This window comes from Terrimonas pollutisoli (assembly GCF_029360765.1).
Lineage (GTDB): Bacteria > Bacteroidota > Bacteroidia > Chitinophagales > Chitinophagaceae > Terrimonas_B > Terrimonas_B pollutisoli.
The window spans coordinates 93,318-104,777 of sequence record NZ_JARKNA010000008.1; the positions used below are offsets into that span (position 1 = coordinate 93,318).

Sequence of the window (11,460 nt, forward strand, 5' to 3'; positions counted from 1 at the left end):
GTTAGTTGTTATTCAGCAAGCCTAATCACTTTTGAACAACTCCAACGAATTGGTAACAAGTTTTGTATTTGAAGGTTTGACCGCAAGCAGGCAAAAGAATATTTCCGGAAATAGTAAATAGCAGGATCCCTGCAACTCTGCTTAATGGAACCATTAGAACAGCGACAACTGCTGAATGACCGGCTGACTACTATTTTGGTAGGAATAGCGGGTTTCACTGCCGGCTTCAATGCAAAAAACCGGAGTTTCTTCATAACGGGAAGCCACTACTATTTTAGTAGCCCCGGCTATTGGGCTAAATAGTCGTTCCACTAACTCGGGAGTATTGTTATGCTTTGAAAGGTGGGACAAAATCAGGTGACTTAACCGGCTGCTGCGATGCTTGGTGAAAAGCTCCAATGCCTGCCCGTTGGAAAGATGGCCGTTATCACTGCTGATCCGCTTTTTTAAAACATAGGGATAATTGCCATTCATTAGCATATCCTCGCAATAATTGGATTCCAGGAAAGCGGCATGGCATTGCTTGAAATGATTAATGACCTGTTCACAACAATTTCCAATATCGGTAAACACCCCAATATTGACTCCACCGGCGGTGATCATAAAACTATGCGGATCGGCTGCGTCATGTGATTTTTGAAAGGCCTTTATTAAAAGCTGACCAATTGCGATTTCCTGCCCAGCGGTAAAACTCCTGATCAATTCCTTTTCCAAAATTCTGCCGGCCGACCGCAACGTGCCGGGTGTAATATAAACGGGCAGCTTGTATTTTTTGGACAACACCCGAATCCCCGTAATATGATCCGCATGTTCGTGTGAAACAAAAATTGCTTTAACCAGCGACATGGACAATCCAAGCCTGCTCATTCTGCGTTCCGTTTCCCGGCAGGAGATACCAGCGTCTATCAATACGGCTTCTGTTTTGTTACCGATATAATAACAATTACCGTTGCTGCCAGAATTAAGTGATGAAATGAAAAGCGACATCCGGTGGTAAAAATAAATTAAAGGCTTTAGAATTGGCCCAGGATAGTTATTCACAATCTTAAAAATGGTATGGCAGGCAATTTGTTTTAATTGAATTCAAACAAATTCTGCATTGGACAACGAGCTACTAAATAAAAGTATTACCGACAAAATAGGTGAAGCTCTTATTACCTCGAAGCAAACAATTGCTGTAGCTGAAAGTGTTACGGCCGGACATCTACAAACCTGCCTGTCACTGGCTGATAAGGCACTGGAATTTTTCCAAGGTGGTATAACCGCTTATAATATCGGTCAAAAAACAAAACATTTAGGCGTTAACCCTATACATGCTTTGGCTACCAACTGTGTTTCCGAAAAAATTGCCAGCGAAATGGCTAAAAACGTCGCTATTACCTTCAACAGTGATTGGGGAATTGGAATTACGGGATATGCATCACCGGTACCTGAAAAAAATATTGAGGAATTATTTGCCTGCTTTGCCATTACCCGGCATCAACAAATCATCATATTGGAAACCGTGAATGCTATAAAACAATCGGCTTTAAACGTCAGGCTGTTCTATTCTAAAGTCGTTTTAGAAAAACTTTTGGCAGCTCTTCAACAATAGTAAAAGGTTGAACGGCCATGGCAGGAAAATTGAGGTCATGACTTAGACCAACGATTTTTTAATTCTAAAAACCTCAATATGCATTCAGCTTATCAAACTTGCATAGATGCCTGCCTTCGTTGTGCAGCAGCTTGTGATCATTGTATGGCCACCTGCCTTCATGAAGAAGATGTTGAAATGATGGCTCTCTGTATTCAGCTCGATATTGAATGCAGCACTATTTGTAAAGCAGCGGTGCAATTAATGCAATTACAAAGTAATCATGCCAATGCTATCTGTCAGCTCTGTGCCGACGTCTGCAATGCCTGTGCTGAAGAGTGCAGTAAACACAACAACGAGCATTGCAGGGATTGCGTTGCTGCCTGTCATGAATGTGCTGCAGAATGTATGAGCATGGCAGCTGCGTAATAAAGTTTCAGAAGTTTGAGAGGTTCAACATGGTTAAAGGGTTAATCAGGACTTCTGAAACTTCTTAAACACCTTAAACTTTTTAAATCTTTTAAACTTTTTAAACTTTTTTTATGGCAAAGTATTCCAAAAAAGCACAGGACAAAGTAGAGAAAGCCATGCATGAACGAAAAGCCGGCACATTAAGAAGCGGACGGAGTGGAAAAAAAGTAACAAGTCGTAAACAAGCGATTGCAATAGGATTATCCGAAGCGAGAGAAGCTGGCGCCAAAGTGCCAAACCCGCCTGCCGGACGAGGAGGGAAAAAAACGGCAACAAAGAAAACAGAAACTAAAAAGAAAGCTGTTAAAAAAACTGCCAGGAAAAAAAGCAGCAGGTAAATTTAAGAGCATTGCACTCAAAAAATCTTTCCAGAAAAAGTAAGCCCCGGAACTTTATTGTCCGGGGCTAGTCCTTCCAACCGTCCTTGATCTAAAAATTAGTTTTTCGCAATATCGAATTTCCTGAAAATGGCTTTTACACTATTCTGGATTTCTTTTGTGGTCATGTGTCTGCTACCGACTTCGTCTGTAGCCCAACCCTGCCAAACTGTTTTTTCAGTATTGGCATCGATCATAGATATTGTTATGGTTCCTTCACGGGTATTCACATCATAATTATCATATCCGACGAAACGGGAAGGATAATATACCCTGTAGAATCGACGTGAATAAGGGTTGTAAAATGTACGGGTAAAGGGATTCGAATAAACTGGCTCTGATTCCTGCCTGACGGCTCTTTCAACCAGCACGTCATAACTCAGCAATACATCGGGATCTTTTTTTGATTCTCTCCAACCCGCTGTTTTTTCTAATTCTTTATTCACAGCATCCCGAATTTTTTGTTCTGCCAGGTCATTTTTCCGATCCTTTTTAGTTCCTTCCTTTTCTACCCAGGCATATGTTTTATACTTCGTAAAATCTGTGTTATCGTCTTTTTCAATATGAGCTGTGGAAGCACAACTTGCAAGCAAGAAGACGATACCGAGAACTCCGCTCCACAGTTTCAAATTCCGCATCATGGCTTTACTCCTTTTTATTAGTGATTTATTTTCTTGTTATCACATAATAAACGATAAAATCTATGCCGGGATTATTAACGAGATGTGAAAGTTAAACGTGTAACTATGCAGAAAAGTGCTGCACTCTGAGCTACAACAACTGAATTAACAAACCAGTAACGAATGGCTGTCAAAACGACCTATCCGAGGCCTATTTCATAATGACGTGGAGGTATTTCTATGTCGACAAAGCCTTTTCGAACAAGCCTGTCCTTAAAGGCCTGCTGCACATCATATTCCCCATGAACGAGAAATAATTTCTCCACTTCCCGCGGGTTTTGACAGGCGAGCCACTGACTCAGGTCTTCATAATCACCATGTGCACTCATACTGCGGATTGCTCCAACCTCCGCATGCACTTCGTGACGAACGCCAAATATAGAGACTTCTTTGGCTCCTGCTATTAAACGGCCGCCAAGCGAATTGGGTTCGCAATAACCGGTGAGCAAAATTGTGTTGCGGCTATTTTCAATATTATTACTGATATGATGTTTTACCCGGCCTGCCTCTGCCATTCCACTCGCAGAAATAATGACACAAGGCTCGTTTCTGAAATTGAGCATCTTGGATTGTTCCACTGTTTTTACAAATTTCAACCCGGTAAAAGAAAAAGGATCGGCATCTGATTTTAAGATTTGCTGGATATATCGGTTGAAATACTGCGGGTATCGCTTCACCAATTCAGTAGCCTCCTGGCTCAATGGGCTGTCTAAAAAATAATCCAGTTTGGGTAACCTGTTTTCGTTTTCCAGTTGATTCAGTGCATATAAAATTTCCTGCGTTCTGCCCACACTGAAAGCCGGCATGATCAGCTTTCCTTGTTTTTGCAAGCAGGTTTTGTTGATCCATTCCAGCAAATGGTCGGGTGTAGTCACCATTTCCTCGTGCAGGCTGTTGCCATAAGTTGACTCTAAAAGAATAAAATCAGCCTGCGGAAAAATTTCCGGTGATTTTAAGATAACGTCGCGGTAACGCCCTACATCACCACTGAATGTGAGCTGCCGTTGTCGTCCATTTTCGTTTATTCTTAAATGTACACAGGCACTTCCAATGATATGTCCTGCATCCGTGAAGAATACTTCTACATCTTCAATCACCGGAAACCATTCATTATACTTCACCTCTATAAAATGGTCGAACGTATTCTTTGCATCTTCAATGGTATAAAGTGGTCGCAACAAAGGTTGACCTTCTACCAATCTTTTTTTATTGGTATACTTCACATCACTTTCCTGTATCTCGCCCGAGTCCTCTAATAAAATTTTTGTCAGCTCCCTGGTGGCGGAAGTGCAATATATTTTACCTTCAAAACCATCTTTGACCAATTTGGGTATTAAACCGCTATGATCGATATGGGCATGTGAAAGGATCATAACATCAATTGAAGATGGCTCAAACCCGAAATCCCTGTTAAATGCGTCCGTCTCCGCTCCCATTCCCTGGAACATGCCGCAGTCGAGTAAAACTCTTTTACCATTTTTTAAAGTCAGTAAATGCTTGGAACCGGTAACAGTTCTTGCTGCGCCGTGAAATGCTATTTTCATACCCCTGTCCCCTAAAGGGGAATTTTGTTTATTGAATTAATACAATTTGATACCTCCTTTACTCCCCTTTAGGGGCTGGGGGTTTCGCCTTAAACGACCATGTAATATAAAACTCTGCAACAATTTCACCGGCTGCATTTTTACCCACTGATTTTGCCCTGAAGATTTTTCCTTCGCCGGTTGAAATACTTTCCTCAATTGTTCGGTGCAATGCATCTCCGTCTTCACAAATAAATGTTGTTTTGCCAACTGCTTTTTTAAAGTATTCAGACTCTACTTTTACTACCAGCATGGAGATTGACGGATTACGTTTGTATACATGCGCCATAGCCAATACACCTGTACTCATTTCTGCCGCCATCGACAAGCAGGCAAAATAAGTGGAACGAAAAGGATTTTGTGAAAACCATTTATATGGTACTGCCACTACGCAATGTTTTTCATCCATTGCACGAACCCGGACACCGCAAAAAAAAGCACTTGGCAACCTGAATAATAAAAATATCCTGAACTTAAGAGGATGATTGATGAGTTTGATAAAGGATGGAGTGCCGGGATTCATTAATTCATTATTGTTCCTTATACTGTTTTGGATCCAATGCCTTGGATGACCAGTCATTTAAAAAACCGATCACCGTTTTTGTATTATAACCTTTGCCTTCCTCAAGGTAAACAGAATTTTGAGTATGTATCAGCTCTCCTTTTCCGTTTAAAATAAGAAATACAGGAAAGCCGAAGCGCTGCGGAAAAGCATATTTTGCCAACAATTTTTCATTCCTATTTTCTTTACTATAATTAAGATGATATACAACGTAATTGGCTTTAATCACGGAATCGATCGACTTATCTGTGGTAGCAATGTCATTAAATAGTGCACACCAGATACACCAGTTACCACCGATCTGAACAAATACATTTTTACCCTCTGCTTTAGCTTGTTTTACCGCGTCAGCAATTTTTTTCTCCGCATTTTCTTCCGGCTTATACAGCTTGAAGGATTTCATGTCCTGGGAAAAGGAAACACCTGTAAAGAAAACAGCGATCCAAAGAATAATGATTTTTTTCATATTGTACTTAGAATATTAAAAGAATAAACATTTTTATTCGTCATTGTTCGGCGTCTGAATACAAATCTAAGCCTCTCATGTGGCAAATTAACTTCTGCGCCGATCAATGCAGGATGAACTTAATTTATTTTATCAAACGCTACAATTGTTGCTACCCGCCCCGAAAAGCCCAAGCAACCTTGGCAAAAAAGAGAAAAGACCTCCATCGTCCTGAAAATTTGGCCGGTTACCGCCGCCACCCGGCCGTCATTAAAATCATCCGGGTTTTGATCTTGCGGATCGTCAGTCACCCTGATACGCATAAACAGCTAATTTTAGTATTTAAATGTAATAAGTTCATTTGATATACGAATCGCCATCACAATTACTTATTTTTTTGACAAGACCCACCATTTTCAAATAAGTTTCGTCACTTTTGATAAATGAGATATTACCGGATGGAAAAGGTTTTCTTGTATCTATTCCTGCTTGTATCAGGTACTGTTACCTATGCACAAAGTGTGCAGGGTAAGTTACAATTCACAGAAGGGCAAAAGCTGACGATTCAAATAGATTTAAAAACTGTCGTTACCCAACAAGCGATGGGTAAAGCCATCGATTTCTCTAGTGAAGGCTCCGCTGTACATTCATATAAAGTTTCAGCTGCCAGTGACAACAGCACTACTCTGCTTCATGAAAATGAAAAATTGAATTTTGATTTTGAAGGTATGGGTCAGAAGCATTCTTTCAATTCAGAAAACCCGGATGATACAGCCAGCCAGTTTGGCGAGTATGTAAAAAATATCCTGGGCAAAAAATATGAATTAACCATTGATGGAACTGGTATAGTACTACAGGCAAAACCTGTAAAAATAGAAGTTGTTAACCCCGATGAAAAAACTACCATGGTAGCAGGTATGATTAAGGATATTACCGCCATGACTTATCCCCCACGAAAAGGTGATCCCAGTTTTTTTAAAGTTTTACCAGCAAAAGAAATAAGCCGCGGTGAGTCATGGACCGATTCGATAAAAACTGAAACCGGCAATTTAAAAACGACTTATACATTGTCTGATATTACCGACTCCACCATTGTTGTAACATTCACCAGCACGGGGTCAAGCACATCCAAAACAATGATGATGGGTAGAGAAGCTGTTACCACCATGAATAACAACAGCTCCGGGAACATCGTTATAGAAGGAGCAACAGGAATTCTCATCCGCAAGACAATCACTACCGAATCAAACGGTACAATGGAAGCAATGGGTGGAACCATGCCTGTGACATCCAGAAGCTCCATCACTATTCAAGTAAAATCCGAGTAGTGGATATTTCCATCATACTTATAATCGTTGTACTGGGCGTTTACCTTGTATGGAAACTAATGGGCAGTGGGCCAAAGAAGAAGCCACGAGATCGGCGGTTTAATATTCGCAAACATCGTCAAAGCAGAAAGCAGGATGACGAGGACGATCTTATTCCTTAAATTTTCTTTAACACGGAAAATAATTTGCTATCGATAAATTCTATGTGAGGCTTTTTATTCAGCGATAAGTTGGTTACGTAACAGGTCGGCAAACTCATCTCTTTTCCTGATCAATGAAGCTTTTCCATCTTTCACCAACACTTCAGCAGGTTTATATCTTGAATTAAAATTAGAAGACATTTCAAAGCCATAAGCACCGGCATTATAAAAAACCAGATAATCGCCTTCCCTTACTTCATGCAATTGCCTGTCCCAGGCAAAAGTGTCGGTTTCGCAAATATTACCAACAACGGAATATTTTCTTTCTGAACCAGATGGATTGCTGATATTTTCAATGCGATGATAGGAGTCGTAAAACATCGGCCTTATCAAATGATTAAAACCGCTGTTGATACTTACAAATGTAGTAGCCGCGGTTTCTTTCAATACGTTGACCTGCGCCACGAAATAGCCACATTCACTTACTAAAAACTTACCGGGCTCAAACCATATTTGCAGATTTTTTGCCTGTGGATGACTATCGAAGTCTTCTTTTACTTTTTGTGCCAGCAGTTCAATGTCCGTTTCCGCATCACCTGATTTATAAGGCACTTTAAAACCTCCGCCCAAATCAATTGATCGCAGCTCTTTAAAATGCGGAATAATGTCAAACAACACTTCGATGCCTTTCACAAAAACGTCCACATCCTTTATTTCACTTCCGGTGTGAATATGCAGGTTATTGATATAAATGTTTTGTTGTTGAATGATCTCAAGCAATTGATCCAACTGTTCTACCGGGATGCCAAATTTGCTTTTATCATGACCGGTTGAGATTTTTAAATTACCTCCGGCCATGATATTGGGACGCAAGCGAATGCCCACCGGGTAACTGTGCCCATAGGCTTTACCAAATTTTTCAAGGTTGGATAAGCTATCGATATTAATATTTACGCCCAACTCTTTAGCCTCTGCGATTTCATCAAATCCAATTCCATTGGAGGTGTATAAAACATTCCTTGGAGCAAAGCCTGCGTGCAGCGCTAACTTCACCTCATTTACCGAACTGCAATCAATACTGGCGCCGAGTGAACGAATATGTTTAAGAACACTAATATTGGTTAGTGCCTTACAGGCATAAAAAAATACAGTATTACTGCTGTTAAACGCATCGGTCAGCTTTTTATATTGAGCTGAAATCTTTTCAGCATGGTAAACATAAACCGGCGTTCCAAAATCCCGGGCAATTTGTATTAACTCTTTCGGTGTTAGTTGTTCGGACATAGTTGGCGAAGATACGGTTCGGTAAAGCCCCTTCCAAAGGGAGGCCACCTAAACACAATTCAGGTTTTTGAAATTTTTTATTATTGGTCTTGCTACAAGATAGTTTGCTTGTTGTGCTGGGTATTCGATTATCGGGGCTGTGTGTTGCAAGTCCTCCCGATATGTCGGGAGAATTTAGGGGGGCTTATTCCTGGTTCTCCGATTTATCGACCAATTCACCGTCCTCTGTTACGGAAAGCATTACCACCTCCTCGCCACCTTCTCCTTCTGAAGTTTTTGTTTCTTCATCGGTAATTTCAGCATCCTTTATAACAGTGGGCTCCACTATTTGATCGGCCAACACCTCTTTGATCTTTGGCAGATCGTCTGCTGAATTAATACCAAAATAATCCATGAAGTTCTTCGACGTAGAATATACTAATGGATGGCCGGGCAATTTTTCATTTCGGCCACTAATGATGATCAGCTCTTTTTCCAATAACTTCTGAACAGCATAGTCGGAGCTTACACCACGGATAGCCTCTATTTCACCCTTTGTTACCGGTTGCTTATAGGCAATGATCGACAAAGTTTCCAATGCTGCAGACGATAACCGTTTTAAAAACTTTTCACCATTCAGCTGCGCGATGGTTTTATGATAGTCTTTTTTTGTCAGGAATTGCCATCCACCACCGCTTTGGCGCATTTCGAAAGGATAAAACTCCGAACTATATTTTTCTGTGATTCCGTCTACGGCAGCTTCCACCTGGTCCAATGAAATTTTATCTTCCATAAAACCAAAAGCATTATTCAAAAGCTCTGTTACTTCCAGGCTGGTCAACGGCTTATCGCTGGCAAAGATCAATGCTTCAATATGCGGTATCAGATTTGTTATTTCCATAAAACCCCAAACCCCTAAAGGGGCTTTTAGAACTTCACTATGTTTGAAAAATCCAGTTCAATAGTAGTAAAGTGATTATTAAAATTTATTAAAGCGCTCAATAATAATACCAAGGGTCGAAAATACACTTACGGCGTTGCAGATGAAAACCCAGTTATCAACATTTCAATTCGATAAAACAACAATTGGGTAAAACATTCACGACCTAAGTTCTCCGCCGCGGCGGAGGACAGGAGGCTTTATCCCTGGAGTGCCGCCGCGCCACTTACAATTTCTGTGAGCTCTGTCGTAATGGCTGCCTGCCTTGCCCTATTATAAGAAATCTTGAGAGTCCGCAACATTTCATTGGCATTTTCGCTGGCCTTATCCATTGCCGTCATACGGGCACCATGTTCAGATGCATTGGAATCAAGAACGGCTTTGTATAATTGCGTATTAAGAATCTTCGGCATCAACTCAGCCAACAGCTCTTCCTTTGAAGGATCATAAATGAAATCAGCTTTCTTATCTCCTTCTTTTTTCTGCACTTTAGGTATTGGCAGAAACCGCTCCACCTCAAATCGCTGCGTGGCGGCATTTTTAAACTGGCTATAAACAATTTCTACTACATCATATTTTCCTTCTTCAAAAGCCTTCATGGCTGACCGCGATGCTTTTTGAACATTTTCAAAAGTGAGGTGGAGAAAAATATCCTTATGTGTCGCGTCGGTTTTAAAGTTGTTCTTGGTGAAATGCTCGTAGCCTTTTTTACCAATGTTCCAGATAGTGACATTACCTTTTTGAAACTGGTTGGAATACTTTTCAGTAATGGTTGCTTTTGTCAGCTTGATCAGGTTGGCATTAAAAGCACCGGCTAAGCCGCGGTCACTGGTAATAACAATCAGCAGCACTCTTTCGACCGGTCGTTCTGTTGCCAGCTTCATTCCTACTTCACCTTCGCTATTGCTGACGATGTTGCTTAATAATTCCTGCAGTTTCTGTGCATAAGGCCGCATTTGAATGATAGCATCCTGTGCCCGGCGCAATTTAGCGGCACTTACCATTTTCATGGCTTTGGTGATTTGCTGCGTACTTTGAACTGATTTGATGCGGTTACGAACCTCTTTTAACTGACCGGCCATTCTATGTATTTTGAAATTTTACGGCCCTGCCTACCGGCGGGCAGGCGCAAAGGTATGGGCTGATTACTGATTTTCCATATTCCAACTGAAAATCCGGACACCTGTGGATAAAGCCTGAAAACAAACTATTTGCCTTCTAAATTGACGCTGTCTTTCAGTTCAAAAACCCTTTTCACCACGTAAGTCAGGGTAAAACGGCCACCTGCCGACTTCGTTTCTTTCAACGGCCACCCCTCTTCTTTATAAAATTCCAGGTAAACAGGCCCGTTTCTCAAATTTTTCAAAGCAGCCCGGCTAATGGTGACCAAACCGTTGCGAACCGTGTCCACCCGGTCAATTCCCCGGCCATAAAAAGTAGTATCGGTAACTATTGTTCGCACAAAATCGAGTGTGTCAAGACCCGCCAATTCAAAATTGAGGTCTTTCCGGGTTATTATTTTTGGAAGCTCCGTCTTCAATGAGATGACTGGAAACTCAAATCTCTCTTTGTATTGCCGGCCTTCCATATCAGTATATAATATCTCGTGGGGCCCGGCAAAATCCTGCACCGGGATATTAAGCTCGTAATAAACGCCATTCATTTTTGAGCTGTCAGGCTCGATCTGGTAACCATCCAGGGTGACATTGGCCGGCGGTACTAAGCTCACCGGTATGCCTTCATTGCTGCCGGGGCGATATTGCAAATTCAGCGTAATCATGCCCGACTCTTCATCACCCCAAATTTTGTAATCAAAATAAAGGGATTTAGGATTGGGAATCTTGTCGACAGGCATCTTTCCATTATTATTGCAGGCCGCAATACAAACAAGTAAAGGCAGAAATCCTATCAAACCGCGGTCTATCCCAAAAATCTTCCGATTATTCATTATAGTTTCTTGTAATGGCTCGTTAAAACCTGGTTTTATATCCCATTGGCTTATTTATCGTTCAAATCCCGTAGCCACAAAAAGGCACTGCAAAATAAGTACTTATGAAAAATATCAGCCCGGAGTTTCCACGACCGGCAAAGTCATTTC

The 11,460-nt window shown here is 41.1% G+C and carries 15 protein-coding genes; 5 read left to right on the top strand and 10 right to left on the bottom strand.

Translation table 11 applies throughout. The annotated features are described in order from the left end of the window. Nucleotides 1-153 precede the first annotated feature (153 nt). Nucleotides 154-987: an MBL fold metallo-hydrolase gene (locus tag P2W73_RS14725; RefSeq protein WP_276502827.1), complete on the bottom strand. Its 834-nt coding sequence runs from the start codon at nucleotides 985-987 to the stop codon at nucleotides 154-156. A 112-nt stretch (nucleotides 988-1,099) separates the two neighbouring features. On the opposite strand from P2W73_RS14725, the gene P2W73_RS14730 reads away from it, so the two are divergent. From P2W73_RS14730 to P2W73_RS14740, 3 genes are all read left to right on the top strand, one after another. Beyond that, a complete protein-coding gene (locus P2W73_RS14730; RefSeq protein WP_276502828.1) occupies nucleotides 1,100-1,594 on the top strand; it encodes a CinA family protein in 495 nt (164 codons plus the stop codon). Nucleotides 1,595-1,672: 78 nt separating this feature from the next. Then, complete coding sequence (locus P2W73_RS14735; protein WP_276502829.1) at nucleotides 1,673-2,002, top strand: four-helix bundle copper-binding protein; 330 nt, start codon at nucleotides 1,673-1,675, stop codon at nucleotides 2,000-2,002. Nucleotides 2,003-2,115: 113 nt separating this feature from the next. Beyond that, nucleotides 2,116-2,382, top strand: a complete 267-nt coding sequence (locus tag P2W73_RS14740; RefSeq protein ID WP_276502830.1) for a DUF6496 domain-containing protein — start codon at nucleotides 2,116-2,118, stop codon at nucleotides 2,380-2,382. A gap of 98 nt (nucleotides 2,383-2,480) precedes the next feature. Here the strand turns inward: P2W73_RS14740 and P2W73_RS14745 are convergent, their stop codons facing one another. From P2W73_RS14745 to P2W73_RS14765, 5 genes are all read right to left on the bottom strand, one after another. After that, nucleotides 2,481-3,062 carry a DUF4136 domain-containing protein gene (locus tag P2W73_RS14745; RefSeq protein WP_276502831.1) on the bottom strand — a complete coding sequence of 194 codons (582 nt, stop codon included), beginning with the start codon at nucleotides 3,060-3,062 and terminating at the stop codon, nucleotides 2,481-2,483. Nucleotides 3,063-3,241: 179 nt separating this feature from the next. Next, complete coding sequence (locus P2W73_RS14750; RefSeq protein WP_276502832.1) at nucleotides 3,242-4,645, bottom strand: MBL fold metallo-hydrolase RNA specificity domain-containing protein; 1,404 nt, start codon at nucleotides 4,643-4,645, stop codon at nucleotides 3,242-3,244. Nucleotides 4,646-4,703: 58 nt separating this feature from the next. Then, nucleotides 4,704-5,207, bottom strand: a complete 504-nt coding sequence (locus P2W73_RS14755) for a DUF4442 domain-containing protein (RefSeq protein ID WP_276502833.1) — start codon at nucleotides 5,205-5,207, stop codon at nucleotides 4,704-4,706. Nucleotides 5,208-5,214: 7 nt separating this feature from the next. After that, entirely contained in the window at nucleotides 5,215-5,712 is a 498-nt protein-coding gene (locus P2W73_RS14760) for a thioredoxin family protein (protein ID WP_276502834.1), read from the bottom strand. Nucleotides 5,713-5,831: 119 nt separating this feature from the next. Further along, entirely contained in the window at nucleotides 5,832-6,014 is a 183-nt protein-coding gene (locus P2W73_RS14765) for a hypothetical protein (protein ID WP_276502835.1), read from the bottom strand. Between the two features lie 135 nt (nucleotides 6,015-6,149). Here P2W73_RS14765 and P2W73_RS14770 point away from each other — a divergent pair, with 135 nt between their 5' ends. Both P2W73_RS14770 and P2W73_RS14775 read left to right on the top strand, forming a co-directional pair. After that, on the top strand, nucleotides 6,150-7,019 hold the full coding sequence (locus P2W73_RS14770) for a DUF6263 family protein (protein ID WP_276502836.1): 870 nt from the start codon (nucleotides 6,150-6,152) through the stop codon (nucleotides 7,017-7,019). Continuing rightward, complete coding sequence (locus tag P2W73_RS14775) at nucleotides 7,019-7,180, top strand: hypothetical protein (RefSeq protein WP_276502837.1); 162 nt, start codon at nucleotides 7,019-7,021, stop codon at nucleotides 7,178-7,180. Before P2W73_RS14770 ends, P2W73_RS14775 begins: the two co-directional genes overlap by 1 nt. Nucleotides 7,181-7,234: 54 nt before the next feature. Here the strand turns inward: P2W73_RS14775 and lysA are convergent, their stop codons facing one another. The 4 genes from lysA to P2W73_RS14795 all read right to left on the bottom strand — a co-directional run bounded on the left by lysA (nucleotide 7,235) and on the right by P2W73_RS14795 (nucleotide 11,310). Next, complete coding sequence (gene lysA, locus P2W73_RS14780; protein WP_276502838.1) at nucleotides 7,235-8,443, bottom strand: diaminopimelate decarboxylase; 1,209 nt, start codon at nucleotides 8,441-8,443, stop codon at nucleotides 7,235-7,237. Between the two features lie 184 nt (nucleotides 8,444-8,627). Further along, on the bottom strand, nucleotides 8,628-9,323 hold the full coding sequence (scpB, locus tag P2W73_RS14785; RefSeq protein WP_276502839.1) for an SMC-Scp complex subunit ScpB: 696 nt from the start codon (nucleotides 9,321-9,323) through the stop codon (nucleotides 8,628-8,630). Nucleotides 9,324-9,562: 239 nt separating this feature from the next. Continuing rightward, a complete protein-coding gene (gene atpG / locus P2W73_RS14790) occupies nucleotides 9,563-10,444 on the bottom strand; it encodes an ATP synthase F1 subunit gamma (protein WP_276502840.1) in 882 nt (293 codons plus the stop codon). A gap of 125 nt (nucleotides 10,445-10,569) precedes the next feature. Beyond that, nucleotides 10,570-11,310, bottom strand: coding sequence for a hypothetical protein (locus tag P2W73_RS14795; RefSeq protein ID WP_276502841.1), 741 nt, complete (start codon nucleotides 11,308-11,310; stop codon nucleotides 10,570-10,572). Between the last annotated feature and the right edge of the window lie 150 nt (nucleotides 11,311-11,460).